The sequence below is a fragment of the Mucilaginibacter sp. P4_C11 genome (assembly GCF_056402115.1).
In genome coordinates this window covers 103586-119402 of record NZ_JBFUIA010000016.1, presented here as the reverse complement: position 1 = coordinate 119402, position 15817 = coordinate 103586, and the positions used below count along the sequence as shown (strand labels likewise).

The 15817-nt window shown below is 42.9% G+C and carries 13 protein-coding genes and 4 tRNA genes; 8 read left to right on the top strand and 9 right to left on the bottom strand.

Going from position 1 to position 15817, the window contains the following annotated elements:
• Positions 1-65 precede the first annotated feature (65 nt).
• Entirely contained in the window at positions 66-467 is a 402-nt protein-coding gene (locus AC1DU2_RS16300) for a hypothetical protein (RefSeq protein ID WP_477385318.1), read from the top strand.
• 19 nt (positions 468-486) lie between these two features.
• On the opposite strand, the gene AC1DU2_RS16295 is transcribed toward AC1DU2_RS16300, so the two are convergent.
• Positions 487-1371, bottom strand: a complete 885-nt coding sequence (locus AC1DU2_RS16295; protein ID WP_477385317.1) for a PhzF family phenazine biosynthesis protein — start codon at positions 1369-1371, stop codon at positions 487-489.
• Between the two features lie 102 nt (positions 1372-1473).
• Between AC1DU2_RS16295 and AC1DU2_RS16290 the strand changes: the two genes are divergently transcribed.
• Positions 1474-1842: a winged helix-turn-helix transcriptional regulator gene (locus tag AC1DU2_RS16290; RefSeq protein ID WP_477385316.1), complete on the top strand. Its 369-nt coding sequence runs from the start codon at positions 1474-1476 to the stop codon at positions 1840-1842.
• Between the two features lie 107 nt (positions 1843-1949).
• Here AC1DU2_RS16290 and AC1DU2_RS16285 read toward each other — a convergent pair.
• The 5 genes from AC1DU2_RS16285 to AC1DU2_RS16265 all read right to left on the bottom strand — a co-directional run bounded on the left by AC1DU2_RS16285 (position 1950) and on the right by AC1DU2_RS16265 (position 2999).
• A tRNA-Gln gene (locus AC1DU2_RS16285) sits at positions 1950-2021 on the bottom strand.
• Positions 2022-2029: 8 nt separating this feature from the next.
• Positions 2030-2103: transfer RNA gene (locus AC1DU2_RS16280), tRNA-Cys, on the bottom strand.
• A gap of 81 nt (positions 2104-2184) precedes the next feature.
• A tRNA-Ile gene (locus AC1DU2_RS16275) sits at positions 2185-2257 on the bottom strand.
• Positions 2258-2261: 4 nt separating this feature from the next.
• Positions 2262-2334: transfer RNA gene (locus AC1DU2_RS16270), tRNA-Pro, on the bottom strand.
• Positions 2335-2519: 185 nt separating this feature from the next.
• Positions 2520-2999: a hypothetical protein gene (locus AC1DU2_RS16265; RefSeq protein ID WP_477385315.1), complete on the bottom strand. Its 480-nt coding sequence runs from the start codon at positions 2997-2999 to the stop codon at positions 2520-2522.
• A gap of 139 nt (positions 3000-3138) precedes the next feature.
• Here AC1DU2_RS16265 and AC1DU2_RS16260 point away from each other — a divergent pair, with 139 nt between their 5' ends.
• The gene (locus tag AC1DU2_RS16260) at positions 3139-4719 is read left to right on the top strand and encodes a TROVE domain-containing protein (RefSeq protein ID WP_477385314.1); all 1581 of its coding nucleotides are present in this window, start codon (positions 3139-3141) and stop codon (positions 4717-4719) included.
• Positions 4720-5519: 800 nt separating this feature from the next.
• Complete coding sequence (locus tag AC1DU2_RS16255) at positions 5520-5996, top strand: hypothetical protein (RefSeq protein WP_477385313.1); 477 nt, start codon at positions 5520-5522, stop codon at positions 5994-5996.
• Between the two features lie 82 nt (positions 5997-6078).
• On the opposite strand, the gene AC1DU2_RS16250 is transcribed toward AC1DU2_RS16255, so the two are convergent.
• Both AC1DU2_RS16250 and AC1DU2_RS16245 read right to left on the bottom strand, forming a co-directional pair.
• Positions 6079-8508: a TonB-dependent receptor domain-containing protein gene (locus AC1DU2_RS16250; RefSeq protein WP_477385312.1), complete on the bottom strand. Its 2430-nt coding sequence runs from the start codon at positions 8506-8508 to the stop codon at positions 6079-6081.
• Between the two features lie 62 nt (positions 8509-8570).
• On the bottom strand, positions 8571-9422 hold the full coding sequence (locus AC1DU2_RS16245; protein WP_477385311.1) for a helix-turn-helix domain-containing protein: 852 nt from the start codon (positions 9420-9422) through the stop codon (positions 8571-8573).
• Between the two features lie 86 nt (positions 9423-9508).
• On the opposite strand from AC1DU2_RS16245, the gene AC1DU2_RS16240 reads away from it, so the two are divergent.
• The 4 genes from AC1DU2_RS16240 (at position 9509) to AC1DU2_RS16225 (ending at position 13743) form a co-directional block, all read left to right on the top strand.
• Positions 9509-10450: an NADP-dependent oxidoreductase gene (locus AC1DU2_RS16240; RefSeq protein ID WP_477385310.1), complete on the top strand. Its 942-nt coding sequence runs from the start codon at positions 9509-9511 to the stop codon at positions 10448-10450.
• Between the two features lie 361 nt (positions 10451-10811).
• The gene (locus tag AC1DU2_RS16235; protein WP_076378439.1) at positions 10812-11105 is read left to right on the top strand and encodes an HU family DNA-binding protein; all 294 of its coding nucleotides are present in this window, start codon (positions 10812-10814) and stop codon (positions 11103-11105) included.
• 9 nt (positions 11106-11114) lie between these two features.
• Entirely contained in the window at positions 11115-11960 is an 846-nt protein-coding gene (locus AC1DU2_RS16230; RefSeq protein ID WP_477385309.1) for a tetratricopeptide repeat protein, read from the top strand.
• Between the two features lie 232 nt (positions 11961-12192).
• Positions 12193-13743: an Rne/Rng family ribonuclease gene (locus AC1DU2_RS16225; protein ID WP_477358671.1), complete on the top strand. Its 1551-nt coding sequence runs from the start codon at positions 12193-12195 to the stop codon at positions 13741-13743.
• Between the two features lie 714 nt (positions 13744-14457).
• On the opposite strand, the gene AC1DU2_RS16220 is transcribed toward AC1DU2_RS16225, so the two are convergent.
• Positions 14458-15813, bottom strand: coding sequence for a glucoamylase family protein (locus AC1DU2_RS16220; RefSeq protein ID WP_477385308.1), 1356 nt, complete (start codon positions 15811-15813; stop codon positions 14458-14460).
• Between the last annotated feature and the right edge of the window lie 4 nt (positions 15814-15817).

The following is a 15817-nucleotide window of genomic DNA, read 5'->3' as shown; positions in this document are numbered from 1 at the left end:
ACCAATAATTTACTGTAGCATTTTCGTTATTGGCGCCGTAATAAGCTTAATAAACCTGAGTATCAATGAAAAAAATATTACCCGCATGCGCCATTGTTTTATTTTTATTTGCCTGTAAAAAAGATAATAGCGTTGGTATTAGCCTTAACGGTACGTGGGAATACCGGGGTACAACCTGTTATTGCGCACCACCAACCGACAGCAGCGCGTATAAACCGGGCAATGGTACCGTTTACAACTTTTCGGCCACCAATTACAAATACTATCTTAAACACGTGTTGAAAAAAAGTGGCACTTATAAGCTGTTTAAAGAAAACGTAAACGGCGCCGAGCGTAACCGTATTGTTTTTGATAATGATTACAACAGCGAGGCAAAATATATAGGCCTTGCCGGGAACAAATTTAGCCTGGGCGGTGCTATAGGCAGCGCAGCTGATGCACCGGTGGACTACTTTGAAAAGGAATAAAAGCCACTTGCCGCGCCTTTTACAGGTATATGGTGCCTTCCATAACGATAACTGACGAGCCGCTTACCCAAATACCATCGCCGGCAACTTTGACATGGATTGACGACGGATGCTTTACCGCGGTGCCCTGTAATATCCGGTAATCCTGCCCGGCTTTAATATGGCCTAATTTTTCCAGGTAACCGGCCAGGGGCCCAGCTGCTGTACCTGTTGCAGGGTCTTCATCAATCCCGATACCGGGATTAAAAAAACGTGTTTCGGCAATATAGCCATCATCCTGGCCATTTGTGGTAAACAAGTAAAATCCCTCAAATTGGTGTTTTGCCGAGAGTTGTTTTAAAAGTGCCTTGTCGGGTACCGCACGTTGTAAGATCTCCAGATTTTTTACCGGCACCATCAGGTGGGCAACTTCTGTTTCAACTACGTTAATTTCCCAGCCATTTAAATCTAAATCATGTACGTCTAATCCAATTGCTTTGGAAACCTGCCCGGCAGGTACCGGGTTAATCACCCTGGCTGGTTGCTGTTTCATGGCCACGTACGGAAGCCCGGCATCCTCGGTTACGCGGAGCGGGATTCTTGTATCCTTGATTATTACCGATGGCGGTCCGTCCTGGTTTTTAAAAATGTCCCAGTCCTTTATTAAAGCCAGGCATACCGCACCCAATAGGTTGTGGCCGGCGCCTATTACCTCAAATTCTGCCGGGGTAAAAGAGCGCACTTTTAGCGCATTTTCGGTTGTTGAATAGCTTATGAATGAAGTTTCGGAATAACCAAACTCCCTGGAAATTGCATGGTACTGACTTAGCTCAAGCTCATCCTTGGTATAAACTACCGAGAGTTGATTGCCTTTATATTTTTGATCTGTAAATACATCCAGCACATAATAATCAAGTTTTTTCATTTTTATTTAATTAACATGATGCCAAAAGTAAGGCCCGGTAGTTTATTTTTGTTATGGGTTAACCAAAGGTAACCGGTTACCTTTGGTTAACTATCAATAATTATGGCCACTATCAATATCAACGGGAACATACAGGAAGCAAGCTGCGACCAGGAATTGGCTGCCATTAAAGATAGCCTGGAAATATTGGGCGGGAAATGGAAACTGCGGATTATGCGGCACCTGAATAACCATGTTGCCGAGAAAAATACGTTTAAGAAGCTGCAGCGGGAAATTGAAGGAATTTCGGCCAAGATGCTGTCTAAAGAATTGCAGGACCTGGAAATGAACCTGCTTGTTTCCAGAACAGTGATGGATACCAGGCCTGTTACCGTAAATTATTCTATCACCGATTATGGGCTGAGTGTTTTTCCCGTTACAGAAACATTAGTGCAGTGGGGGTTAAACCACAGGCAAAAGATCAAAGCCTGATATTAAAAATAGAACAGGCAGTATAATTTGTTAAATACGCCAATAGATGGCAAATAATACGTATATTATAATTTAATATACGTATTTTAATAAATAAAAGGCATACGTTTTCCTGCATGGATTCGAACCACGATTAACTGAACCAAAATCAGTTGTGCTGCCAATTGCACCACAGGAAAATAAACAGAGGCTGGTACAGGATTCGAACCTGCGAACATTCCTTTTGCAGAGGACTCCCTTAAACCACTCGGGCAACCGGCCAACGCATTATTTAAATTATCTTTATTCACTCATCGCATCGTTTTAGTTTTAACTGTATTTATGTAAACAACTGTTTTATAGTGGAAATAAAAGGACTTGAACCTTTAACCGACACCGTATAAGGGTGCTGCTCTGACCATTGAGCTACATTTCCATAGTAGGGTAACCCGGACTCGAACCGGGAGCCTCTCCGTTCCAAACGGAGTAATCTGACCATTGATATACTACCCTGTAAAACAAAAAATCCCCTTAGTTTATCTAAGAGGATTGCATTAGTTTATATCGTTTTTATGAATACATAGCTATCTCCTCTGATAAATCAGCTGGGGGTATTGGCTCTGTATACATATTGTATTTTTCATGATGCAATGATACATAAATATTTTATTAAACAAGAAAAATATTAAATTATTTTTTTAAATCAACTCACCATCCCATATTTCGAGTAACTTCTCCCTTGCTTTGATGCTTTCTGCCTTAAAGGCCGCGGTCGCTAACATATACACGAATAACGCCCCTAAAAACAGACTGAAATCGACCGGTTTGAGATTACTGGCGATGCTACCGTAAATTACATTTATTAATCCTGCAATACCAAACCCAATTGCGATCAACGTTGCAAATATCTCGACTGTGGTATACATTCTCATTGTCAAATGTATGCTGCATCCTTTTGAATTTGCTTGTATCGACCCTTTTATTTGAGGCAGAAATGAGTTACGGTAAGTTATATCGGGCGAGATTTGGAACACGCCATTTGCCATGTAGCCTTTAAAATATGGTATTGGTGAAAACAAGCCCTTACCCGGTGATAAAATTTCCTCTAATTTCAGTTGTGCATCTTCATATGATAGGGCGCTGGTAATATAACAGTTTTCATAGGGAAAGAATTTCATAAATGCTTCGTAAGGTTATGTATAGTTACCACACCTTCTAATCTTTTTCAAAAAAAATAAAAATAATTTTCACTGCGCAAATAGGCTGCGCAGCGCCTCCTAACCTTTGTATCATCAAAACAAATAAAAGGAGGTAACAATGAAATTTAACCTGTTAAGCAAAGTAAAAAATCAGTTCACCAATCACGAGGGTGCAAAAGCGTTTGCGTTATCGCCCGAGATGGAACTGTATACCCTGGTGGTAACCTGGAGCCTGAGCGATTCCTTTTACGAAAAAAACGAAGACCGCATGGAGCGCCTGCGCACCATTATATATAAGTGCAAGCCCGAATTTGTGGGCAGGCTTGCGGTATATGCCCGTACAAAAATGTACATGCGTTCGGTGCCATTGGTTTTGGCTACTGAATTGGCTAAGCTGCACTCGGGCGACGATTTGGTTGCCCGGGTTACAGCCGGGGTTGTTAACCGTGCCGACGAAATAACCGAACTGCTGGCCTGTTACGAAATGCTGAACCAGCGCACCGGTACTAAAAGACTGAACCGCTTATCAAAGCAAATGCAAAAAGGCCTGCAAGCCGCTTTTAATAACTTTGATGAGTACCAGTTTGCCAAATACAACCGCGATACCGCTATAAAAATACGCGATGCTTTGTTCCTGGTGCACCCAAAGGCAAAGGATGATGCACAGCAACTGGTGTTTAACAAAATAGTAAGCGGCACATTGAAAACTCCATACACCTGGGAAACTGAGCTATCGGCATTAGGCCAGCTTAATTACGATAGCCAGGAGGCCAAAGCAATGGCTTTCCGTAACAAATGGGAGGAGTTGATAGATAGCGGCAAGTTGGGTTATATGGCCCTGCTGCGTAACCTGCGCAATATACAGGAGGCGGGTGTAAGTTATGCCCACATCCAAAAGGTATGCGCAACGCTTGCCGATGCCGACAAAGTTGCAAAGGCAAAGCAATTTCCGTTTCGTTACCTGGCTGCATACCGCGAACTGTTAAGTGCCGGAAGCGTAACCCCTGTACAAGGTTTGGGTCAAAAGCTTAAAACGTTGTTAACAGGCAACAAAGGCTATACCGGCGAGTTGCTGGATGCGTTGGAAAAAGCGGTACAGGCAAGCGCGGTAAACATCAAAGGCTTTGATCACGATACCAGGGTATTATTGGCCTGCGACGTATCCGGATCGATGCAAACAGCGGTATCGGCAAAATCGAAAATTTTGCTGTACGATGTGGGCCTGATGCTGGCGATGTTGCTGCAATCGCGCTGTAAAAATGTAGAAGTGGGTATGTTTGGCGATACATGGAAAACCATTATGGTGCCACGCCACAATATATTGAACAATGTGCAGGAGTTTTACAAACGCGAAGGCGAGGTTGGTTATTCAACAAACGGTTACCTGGTAATTAAAGACCTGCTTGACCGTAATGTGCAAATGGATAAAGTAATGTTATTTACCGACTGCCAGCTTTATAACAGCATACCAGCTAAGGGCGATAACATTAACGCCTTATGGTTGCGTTATAAAACAACAGTTGCGCCAAAGGCAAAACTATACCTGTTTGATTTAAAAGGTTACAGTAAGGTACCGTTGCAGGTAATGCAAAACAATGTTTACCTGGTAGCCGGCTGGAGCGATAAAGTGTTTGAAGTGTTGGAAGCCCTTGAAAAAGGAAACTCAGCTTTAAGCGAAATCAGTAAGGTGGAAATCTGAGCCCCCTGACCCCCTAAAGGGGGAATAAGAAAACTTCCGGCTCCCCCTTTAGGGGGCTGGGGGGCTTAAGAATGCCGTAGATCAGGATTACTTCGCCAATAAGGGGAGGGCATTGTAGCGCAAGCTGTGATGAGGGTTCGAGTCCCTAACGCGAGTCCCCGTTTCCTGATCGTCTGTTGCTTCTTATGTTATTAAAAATAAAAAGAAGGTGTCGTAAATGAGTGTTACTTCGATTGATAACCCCCGGGTCGCCGGTTCAAGTCCGGCCTGTAGCTTAGGTTGCAGTAGCTCAGATGATAGAGCAGGGGCACCGCAAGGTGCAAGTCACTTGTTGTCAGTTACCCTTCTTGATATTATGTGTGGTCAGCAGCCATTTTTTTAATGAATACTCAGTCTTTTTGTGGCTGGGAAACTAATAAAGGTGTCGTAAATAAGTAATACTTCGATTTGGGACGTCAGGGTCGCTGGTTCAAGCCCAGCCTGCGGGTAACTGCAGTAGCTCAGTTTGGTTAGAGCATGATGCAGAAATACTTATTGCCTGTTGCCCTTTTTTAGCCCCCAGCCCCCTAAAGGGCGAGTGTAAAATTACGTTCCCCCTTTAGGGGGTTAGGGGGCTAATTGCTTATTGTATAAAACTATAAAGAAGATGCCGTAAACCTGCGTTACTTCGCCTGTCACGCTTATGCCAATCGCAGGTTGATTTTGCTCTTCTTTATATTTTTTTGATTTCGTTATCCCCGCCCCGCCTGTTGCTTTGCAAGGTTTATGTCGATATATTTAACATACCAAACCAGCAAGCCATGCCAAAAGAAGAAGTAACCGATTTACTCAGGTTTCTATATGAGTTTTCGCCCGAGGTGCGTGAAAAAGCAATCTGGCTGCGCGAGTTTGTGTGGGATTTATATCCTCAGGCTAATGAACTTATTTATGACAACTACAATGCTTTGGCCTTCGGCTGGTCGCCTACAGAAAAGTTGGGGCAAACCTTTTGTTCGGTTGCTGCCTACCGCACCACCAATCAAAACGTACATTTCGGATTTTACCGGGGATCAGAAATTGCCGACCCGAAAAAGCTTTTGTTGGGCAACGGCAGCCAATACAGGTATGTGCTTGTAAACAAACTTGATGATTTCCCCAAGGAATACATAATTGCTTTAATTGAGCAGGCCTGGGAAAATTCGTTGGCCAAAGTCAAAAATCCTAAAGATATCGTTCATGGCAAAACCATCACCAAAATGATATCGCCAAAAAAACGCGAAATGAAAGCTAAAAAATAACGCGTGCCCGGCCGCTATATTTTAGCTTTCCAGATTGCCGATTAGCCTTCAGCTTTATGCCTTCTGCTTTTAGCTCCTTTTATTAGCCATTCCCAACCCGGTCTTTCTCGTCTCCTGCGCTACCGTCCGACCGGCTGGTCACTTTGTATGATTTGCCAAAGCGATATGTAAACGCCAGCGTGAATACGCGGGTATCACGCGTCAGCTTAAAATATTCGGTGGCATTGGGAAATTGCGTAAGCCCTTCCATAGCGTTGGTGTAAAAAATATCGCGTGCACTGAATTTTAGGGTAGCCCGCTTTTTTAGTATTGGCCTTGATATACCTAATGATAGTTGTCCCGTTGGGTATAATTGCTCCTGTATATCATTGCGGGCCCTGGTGGTGTAAAAGCCGGATAGCTCGGCAGTGTAAATTTTGGCAATGGTGAACTGGTTATTGGTATTTATGTTCAATTGATCTGCCTGGCTGGTATAGGTATTCCCATTAAAGCCTTTCAGTTGCTTATGGTTGTATAATGCCTGAAAAGTAAGGCTCCACCAGTTAACCGGCGATACCGATAGCGTTGATGACAGGCCGTAGTTATGCGTGCTACCCACGTTTCCCTGCGAATACAACAGGATTCCCTTGGCGGCATCGTTTAAAAACAGCTGCGAAAAATAATTTTTTATATTACTGTATAGCAGTGTAGTGGTAAGCAGGTTTTTGTATTGGTGGCTTAGCTCAAAATTCCAGCTGTATTGGGGCAGCAGGTAGGGGTTGCCCGTTTGGTAGGTGTATTTATTAATGATAAAGTAAAAAGGGTTTAGGTTTTGAAAAATGGGTCGGTCAATGCGGCGGCCGGCGGTTAATGTGAAACTATGTGATGAATCGGCCTGGTAGCTGATAAAACCACTGGGGAAAAAGCCGCCATAATTTCTTTTAAAAGCCGAGTCCTGCTGTAGTACATTGCCTAACTGATGGGCTTTATAGCTGGTGTACTCGTATCTCAAGCCGGCCTGTGCGGTAATCTTCGCATACTTTTTCTCGAAAGTACCATACACCGCATTGATTTTTTCCTTATATAAAAACTGGTTGCTTTTACTGTAGTCTTCGGCCCATAGCCCGCTATTCAGGTTTTCATATAAAGCGGCGTTATCGGTGCTGCTGTAAGATGATTTATAGCCCGATTGAAAAGTGGCATGCTGGTCTGTTTTGATGCTGTAATCAACCTTGCCAGATAAGATGCTGATGGATGTGGGGATGTTACTCCTGGACAGTTCCTGGTAGCCGCCCGGTGCAAGCAACGAGTTGTTAAAGTTTTGTTCGCTTTGGATATTGTAATGCAGGTAATCAAAATCGGCCCCAAGTGTTTGCGATGGGGAGAGCGTATGCCGTAAGTTTAAATTGACCGAGCCGTTTTTAAACCGGTTTTTGTTGTGGTTGGTGGTTGATACGGCCGAGTCAACTACATCGCTGGTATTTAACCAGGTTGCCACTGCCCGGTTGTTTCCATTGCGGTTAACCAGCGTGCCGCCTAATACTACGCCGATGGTAGTTTTGTCGGTAACGGAATAATCTAACCCGGTTTTGATGGTGTTGTTGAACGATGTGCCCGAAAAATAGGAAGGCTGATCGAGCTTAGCTGTTATGTTGTTGCCGGCATCGTAATACTTTCTCAGGGCATAAATATTGGTAAGGTATTGCACCAGATTCATGCTGTAACTAAAAAAGGTATTGATTTTGCCGGTACGGAAATTAAGTGCCAGGCTATTATTGTTTTTAGGATAAACACCCTGCCCAACCGACGATGTAAACGTGCCGTTAAATCCCTTTTGCTTATTCTTTTTGGTTTTTATGTTGATGATACCGGCATTGCCGCTGGCATCATATTTAGCTGTTGGGTTGGTGATTAGCTCTATCTGCGAAACCTGGCTCGAGCTCATGCTGCTCAGTAAATTATTTAAATCGGCACCCGATAAATAGGTTTGTTTGTCGTCTATCATCACCATAACACCAGCCTTGCCCTGAAGGGAGATTCCACCATTCCTATCAACACTAACGCCCGGCGATTTCTCCAGCACTTCTAACACGGTAGAGCCCGTATTGGTAACCGAGGCATCAACATTTAATATGGTTTTACCATCTTTTTGCTGTACCAATGGAGCATGGGCCACAATATTCACCTCCTGGAGTGCCGTATTTAAGGGCTGCAGCTTAATGGTGTCTGCATAATTGTGCCCCGGAAATTTATAGGCACGACTAAGCTGTGGTTTGTAGCCTGTATAAGTGGCCGAAAACAGGTAAGAGCCGGCTGGGATAACATCAAACCTTGCCACTCCGCGGGCATCTGCAATGACCGATTTTATGGGCTTGTTGTCTTTTATTAGTTTTACGGTAGCACCTTCTGCGGCCTGCCCGGTTTCGGTTAGTATAACGAGGGTAAAATCAGGTCTCGCGACTCCGGGGGATTGTGCAAACGTAATTGATGATAAAAAAAGCAGGACAAGCAGGCACCGGGTTTTAAGGATCATATCAGCTAATGTAATCAGAATTCAGGGGTAAGACGCCCATGAACTCAAAGTGTTACACCTGGTTACGATGCACGTGGCAATTGTATCATTTTGCGGTATTCTTTAGGGCTGTTACCTTTTTGCTTTCTGAAAAATTTGTTAAAATGGCTCTCATCCGTAAAGCCAAACTCATTGGCAATTTCATTCAGGCGCTTATCGCTAAACTGCAGGCGGTGCTCAATCAGCTTGGTTTTATAATTGATAATGTATTGCTGCAAAGTTTCGCTGGCGTGCTTTTTAAAGTAACGGCCCATATAAGCTTCGGAGATGCTGAAGGTATTGCTGATTACATCAGCTTTAAGTTTTTCGGGGTAATAGATATTACTTTGCACGTATTGTAAAATATCCATCGCCTTTTCTTCGGTGCCCATGTTTAACTGCTCTGGCAGGTAGCGGGCAATGTTTCGGGCTACCACGATGATCAGTGTATTTACCAGTTGCTGAATAAGCTCCTTATTGTAAATGTCCTTATTCTGATACTCACGGATGATGGCCTCTACCATTGGTCCAACAAGGCGTTTATCGGGCAGGTTTTTAAGAATGCAACCCGGCTGGTGATTGGCGTTGTGCAATATGTACTCCAGCCGCTGGATGTTTTCGTGCAGCAGGCTGCCATTTTTGAGGTAGATATCGTTAAAACGCAAAAAGAAGAATTCGGTGGTAGTTTCAATATGCAGCGAATGGCAGTCTTCGGGTGTTATTAAAAACATATGCCCGGCTCGGTAATCAAAATGGCTTTTGTTAATGCATTGCGTGCCGGTGCCGGATATCACATAAATTAATTCAAAAAAGCTATGCTGATGCTCAAACTTTGGGCATTTATCTAATGTTAGATAAGCAATTGAAAACGGTTCGTACAGATTTTCCTTTACCATATAGCAAAAATACCAAATTATAGTAAATATATACCAATTTAATTATTTTTATTGGTAGATATTTGTCTTGTTAAAAAAAAGAAAAAATGAAAGCGATAATTTTAAAAGCATTTGGCGGTATAGAAAATTTTGAAGCCGTTAACATACCGGTCCCAACTATTAAGGATGATGAAGTATTAATAAAGTTAACAGCTATCAGCATAAACCCGGTTGATGCCAAAACACGCCAGGGCAAAGGCGCTGCCGGCCGAACCAAAATAGAGTTGCCTATAATTTTAGGCTGGGATATTTCGGGCGTAATAACTGAAGCGGGTAGTGATGTTGCCGGTTTTAAACCTGGCGACGAAGTGTTTGCGATGATCAACTTCCCGGTATTAGGTAAAACCTATGCGGAATATGTTGTTGCTAAGCCATCTGAGCTGGCTATAAAGCCTGCAAACATAACCCATAACGAGGCAGCCGCAGCCACGCTTGCCGCGCTTACAGCATGGCAGGTTTTAACTACCAAGGTGAATGTTAAGAAAGGGGACAGGATGCTGGTTCATGCTGCAGCTGGTGGCGTTGGCCACTACGTGGTACAAATGGCCAAGCATTTGGGGGCCTATGTTATTGGTACATCATCGGCAGCCAATAAAGATTTTGTTTTATCATTAGGTGCCGATGAGCACATAGATTATAAGGCAAAAAAGGTTGAAGATGTAGTGAGTGATATTGATTTTATATTTGACCCCATTGGCGGCGCAAATACAGAACAGTCGCTCCATATCGTAAACAAAGGCGGTGCTGTAATTTGTATTTTACACGCTTTCAATGATGAATTACTTCAAAAAGCAAAGGACTTAGGTGTACATGGTCACAATGTGCTGGTTTACCCAAGCGGCGATGATATGAAAACCATCGCGGGCCTTTTAGAAAAAGGCATTATCAAATCGCATGTCTCCAAGGTTTTCCAGCTGGAGCAGGTGGGCGAGGCGCATACCTTGCTTGAAAGCGGCAGGGCAGTTGGAAAAGTTGTCATAGAATTCTAAGAAAGGGAATTAATGTGCCTGTCGGCGGCCATTTGAGCTGCATGCTCTGGCCATGAGATGTGATGGTTTGCCCGGACCGGTAACACGCTTAGGCTTAATAATAAATGTTGTTTTAGATAACACGAAACCTCTTTTGTGAATCAGCTGGCTAAGGCCGGCCGAATTACTTATATACCTACGGTACTCCCTACTCCAAAAGGGAGTAAATAAGCTCGATTGTCTATACTTTGTAACGAAAATGAACGTTTTAGGTACTGGGTAAAAAAAAACTGTTAAATATTTCGCACTTAAATATTAAAGCGATACTTTTGCAACCCCAAAACAGTTAAGTATTTATATAATTAAATAAGAAAAATTAGACATGACTAAGGCAGAAATTATAACTGAAATCTCATCTAAGACAGGTATCGAGAAAGTAGACGTGCAGGAAACTGTTGAGGCGTTTTTTAAAGTTGTTAAAAGCTCAATGGTGGGTGGCGAAAATGTTTACGTTAGAGGATTCGGTAGTTTTGTAGTAAAGAAAAGAGCAAAAAAGACAGCACGTAACATTTCAAAAAATACTGCCATCATTATCCCCGAGCATTTTGTGCCAAGCTTTAAACCAGCAAAAACTTTTGTTGAAAAAGTAAAAACAGGTAACAAAACCAGCAAATAATTTTAAGATATGTATAAGAAACAAATAGCCGTTAGTATAGCAATAGTTATTGTTGTGGGCTATTTGTATCGTTTACCTGTTAAAGGTTTAATAAAACCTAAAGAGGCCAAAAGCGATAAAACAACGGTACTTAACAGCCGCAAGGCTGCTACAACAGTAACTGTTGATATGGTATCTGAGCCCGCCAAAGCAGCAATTGGGGCAGCGTTGGCAGCAAAGATAAATGACCTTGAAGGGCAATTGAAAACTGCATCGGGCGCTGATGCCGAAAAGCTGCAGCAGCAGCTGGCCAAACAGTGGGATGATGATAACCAACCCGCACCCGCGGCGTTTTACTACCAGGCTCTGGCCCGCAAAGGAAACAAAGCCGAGGATTGGTTAAATGCAGGTGGCCGTTTTAACGATGCATACAAACTTACCCAGGATACTTTATTGCAGCCAGCTTTTGTAAGCAACGCTGCCGAGGCTTTTCAAAATGCCTTAAAGTTACAACCTGAAAGCCTTGCAGGCAAAACAGGATTAGGCGTAGCGTACGTAAATGGCGCAGGCGCACCTATGCAGGGGATAGCCTTGCTGCTTGAAGTAGTAAAAAAGGATCCGAACAATTGGAGCGCAAACCTTAATTTAGGAATGTTCGCCATGAAATCGGGCCAGTTTGAAAAAGCAGTTGCAAGGTTTAAAACATTACTTGCCCAAAAAGCAGAGCTTGAGCCGGAGTTTTACCTGGCGGAAAGCTATAAGCAGCTGGGCATGAAAAAGGAAGCCATTGAGGCTTACCAAAAGTGCAAAAACATGGTGCCAGATCAAGCATTTGTGCAGCGTATTGATGACGATATAAACGAATTAAAGAAGTAATCAACATTTAAAAATTATTATTATGCCCAGCGGTAAAAAACGTAAAAGACACAAAATGGCTACCCACAAACGCAAAAAACGTTTGAGAAAAAACAGACATAAAAAGAAATAAGCTGCGATAACCAAAGCAGATTTTACCCGCCTTTACTAAAGGTGGGTACTTTTTATTATGAGTGTTTTTTACCCTCTTATTTACATACGGTGTTTACCGTTTTAAGAAATGGAGTAGCAGTTGATAAAAGAATTAATTATCGATTCATCCCCCAATGGGGCTACTATTGCATTATTACAGGACAAACAACTTGTAGAGCTTCATAAAGAGCAAACCAGCAATAATTATACTGTTGGTGACATTTACCTTGGACGTATCAAAAAGATAATGCCCAGCTTAAATGCTGCTTTTGTGGATGTAGGCTACGAGAAGGATGCCTTTTTGCATTATCTTGATTTGGGGCCGCAGGTGCAAAGCCTGCTTAAGCTAACCAAGCAAGTACGTAGCGGGGGATATCAGTCAAAGCTGTTGGACGGCTTTAAGCTGGAGGCCGATATCAATAAAGGAGGCAAAATCTCTGATATATTGACTAAGGGCCAGCTCATTCCGGTCCAAATAGCCAAAGAACCTATATCAACCAAAGGGCCGCGCTTAAGTTCTGATCTTTCTATTGCAGGGCGATATGTAGTACTGGTTCCGTTTTCGGAAGCCATCTCTATCTCCAAAAAAATAAAAAGTAATACAGAGCGTAACCGCTTGCGTAAGGTTGTTGAAAGTATTAAGCCAAAACATTTTGGCGTAATCATCCGTACGGTATCGGAAAGCAAAGGCGTTGAGGAATTACAGAAAGACTTGCTTGATCTGATATCAAAGTGGGAGGCATTTATTACAAGGTTGCCGTCTATCGAACCATCTAAAAAGGTTTTAGGCGAAATTGGACGTACATCAACTATCCTGAGGGATATATTGAACCCCGATTTTCAGCACATCTACGTAAATGATAACAGTATGTTCGAAGAAATCCGGTCATACATCCACGAGATTTCGCCGGATATGGAAAGTATAGTGCGTATGCATAAGCATAAGGAGCCTATATTTGAACATTTTGGCGTTGATAAACAGATTAAAGGAGCCTTTGGTAAAACCGTAAACCTTGCCGGCGGAGCTTACCTGGTAATTGAGCATACCGAAGCGTTGCACGTTATTGACGTAAACAGCGGTAATCGCACAGCCAGTAAAGAAAACCAGGAAGAGAACGCCTACCAGGTGAACAAGGAAGCGGCTAAAGAAATTGCCCGCCAGTTACGTTTGCGCGATATGGGTGGTATTGTTGTTATCGATTTTATTGATATGCACAAACCGCAAAACCGCAAAGAACTGTTTGACCACCTGCGTGCCGAAATGCTGCTTGACAGGGCAAAGCACACCATTTTACCGCCGAGTAAATTTGGGTTGGTGCAAATTACCCGCCAGCGCGTACGGCCCGAAATGAATATTGTAACCAGCGAAGTGTGCCCTACATGTAATGGTACAGGTACCATTAGGCCAACCATTTTGCTGATGGACGACATTGAAAATAACTTCAATTATATATTGGATGAACAAAATGAAAAAGGCATTACCCTTTGCGTGCATCCATATATTGAAGCATTTATTAAACAGGGTATTTATACCCGCCAAATGAAATGGTTCCTGAAATACGGACAATGGATTAAGGTTAAAAGCAATCCTGCTTACCAGATCACCGAGTTTCACTTCTTCTCCTCAAAAGACGAAGAGATTAAATTATAATAAATGTGCAGATTTCAGATTTTTCACCGTTGCTTGTTTTTCAATGGTGTTCAAGAAGCCTGAGGCGTTTCAAATGTGCAGATGTTTGAGAAATGATGAGCCAATTACAAATGTGCAGATGTTGATAAAACGTCTGCACATTTTTTTTGGATGTACTGCTTAAGCTTTACAAATAAACGGGTTGTTTTTTATAGCATACATAGCCAGTCTATCCGGGCTTAAGGTCTAATTTATGGCAGAATGTATTACTTTAACCATCGGCTGTAGATACGCTGGCAAATAGTTGGTCGGCATTTCTTTGTCAGTAAATTTGCCATAGATAAGTTCAAAAATTCAATTTCTCGCTCAAATATTTGGTGAAAGAGGCGGTCATGGTTTCGCGTTGGAAGCGACTTGCCTGATTAAGAGGCTGTACGGGCTATTTACTTTGGTCGAACTGAAAAGTATCTTCTGATAGTTAATTTTTTATCACACAATGAAAACAAAAGCTATTATTTGCCGTTTTATATACATCAAGAAATCCGGAGAGGTTGGTAGAATAGCCTATCCAGGTTTTTAAGATTAAACGAAAGAAACGGGGCTGCAAAAGAAATTTTGCGGCCCCGTTTCTTTATGTGCTTTTCCCGTGTAAACAATTAATAGGACTAAAGAAAAAGGTTAAATTTTTTTCAGAACAATACACAACAAAAAATCCTGTCAATCCTGCAAAATCCTTTAATCGTGTTTTATTGCCGGGCTTTCGAAGCCAAGCTTTGTTAAGCCATGCTGTACATCGGGGTTGCTCATAAATAGTTTCCAGAGCAGGCCGGTACGATAGTTTTCAATCATCACCACGATAGGGCCCTGGTCAATGGCAAGGTATGATTTGCCGTACCAGTTATGCTGTTCGCTGAAAGCATCTGTGAAGCCGTATTCGCCCCAGATTTTATCGCCCAGGTCATAATAAAAATGGCGCAGGGCTTTCATGGATTGCTCCGGTGTGTATGGGAATGCCGATAACGCAGCTGTCGGTGTTATCACCCCCAAATCGTTTGTTGGCGAGTGGGCGTTATAGCCTTCAAAATTATCGCTGGCGGTAAGTCCCCAGCAATCGGGGCCGTAACCTTTGAATTTTTTTGGGTTATCTACACAGTAGGCATAATTTATCAGCGTATGGTTTTTATTTTGCTCCCAATAATCGGCATACTGATCTTTTAAGCCTTTAGGATTTAATCCCATGAAGGAGTATTGCGAAAAGAAAAGCGGGCCGCCATAATCAAAACCCAAAGGCAGCCTGTAGCCATAAAAAGTTTTTCCGTTTTTAAAAAAGTCGCTTTGCGCCCAGCCCTGTGTATATACGTTTGCGCCAACCGGGTAGCGTTGTGCCGATGCGGCCAATACGTACGTTATAAGGCACTCATTAAAGCCATGGATGGCAAAGTTCATGGCCCAGCCATTGTTGGGGCTCCAGTGCCAGTAAAGGGCATCACGGCCATCACGGGTGTACCAGTTCCATTCCATTTCGCCCCACATCCAGCTAATCACATCGCGGATGCGTTGCTCTTTTGGAGTGTTGGCGGTAAAATATTGTTTGGCGCAAATCAGCCCCTGGAAAAGGTAAGCCGATTCCACAATGTCGCCGCCGTCATCTTTGCGGCCAAAGGGGATCACCTTGCCTGTTTCGCCATTCATCCAATGCGGAAACGCGCCGTGGAAAGAGTTGGCTTTAAACAGGAAATTCACAATTTTCACCATCCGGTCAACAGCTTGTTCATGGCTTATCCATTTGCGGCTATCGGCCACAATAAGCGCCATAACACCAAAACCCGAGCCGCCGGTGGTTACCACTTCGTCGCCATAATCAAATGATTTGTTGCTGCGCTCCCGGGCAAGGCCGCTTACAGGATGACCAAAATCCCAAAAATAACGGAATGTTTGGCGTTGCACCACATCAAGCAAAGCACTATCGCTTAGGTTTTTGATGATGCCTACAGGTTTAATACCATCTTCGCCGGTGTTTTTTGCCTGTTTTTGCGCGAATGAACACAGGTTAAGCAGTAATAACAAAGGGGTTAATATAAATTTATTCATGTAA

Excerpts from the sequence above, each read along its gene's own strand:
- AC1DU2_RS16300 (WP_477385318.1), top strand. The coding sequence starts at position 66 with ATGAAAAAAATATTACCCGCATGCGCCATTGTTTTATTTTTATTTGCC.
- AC1DU2_RS16295 (WP_477385317.1), bottom strand. The coding sequence starts at position 1,371 with ATGAAAAAACTTGATTATTATGTGCTGGATGTATTTACAGATCAAAAA.
- AC1DU2_RS16290 (WP_477385316.1), top strand. The coding sequence starts at position 1,474 with ATGGCCACTATCAATATCAACGGGAACATACAGGAAGCAAGCTGCGAC.
- AC1DU2_RS16265 (WP_477385315.1), bottom strand. The coding sequence starts at position 2,999 with ATGAAATTCTTTCCCTATGAAAACTGTTATATTACCAGCGCCCTATCA.
- AC1DU2_RS16260 (WP_477385314.1), top strand. The coding sequence starts at position 3,139 with ATGAAATTTAACCTGTTAAGCAAAGTAAAAAATCAGTTCACCAATCAC.
- AC1DU2_RS16255 (WP_477385313.1), top strand. The coding sequence starts at position 5,520 with ATGCCAAAAGAAGAAGTAACCGATTTACTCAGGTTTCTATATGAGTTT.
- AC1DU2_RS16250 (WP_477385312.1), bottom strand. The coding sequence starts at position 8,508 with ATGATCCTTAAAACCCGGTGCCTGCTTGTCCTGCTTTTTTTATCATCA.
- AC1DU2_RS16245 (WP_477385311.1), bottom strand. The coding sequence starts at position 9,422 with ATGGTAAAGGAAAATCTGTACGAACCGTTTTCAATTGCTTATCTAACA.
- AC1DU2_RS16240 (WP_477385310.1), top strand. The coding sequence starts at position 9,509 with ATGAAAGCGATAATTTTAAAAGCATTTGGCGGTATAGAAAATTTTGAA.
- AC1DU2_RS16235 (WP_076378439.1), top strand. The coding sequence starts at position 10,812 with ATGACTAAGGCAGAAATTATAACTGAAATCTCATCTAAGACAGGTATC.
- AC1DU2_RS16230 (WP_477385309.1), top strand. The coding sequence starts at position 11,115 with ATGTATAAGAAACAAATAGCCGTTAGTATAGCAATAGTTATTGTTGTG.
- AC1DU2_RS16220 (WP_477385308.1), bottom strand. The coding sequence starts at position 15,813 with ATGAATAAATTTATATTAACCCCTTTGTTATTACTGCTTAACCTGTGT.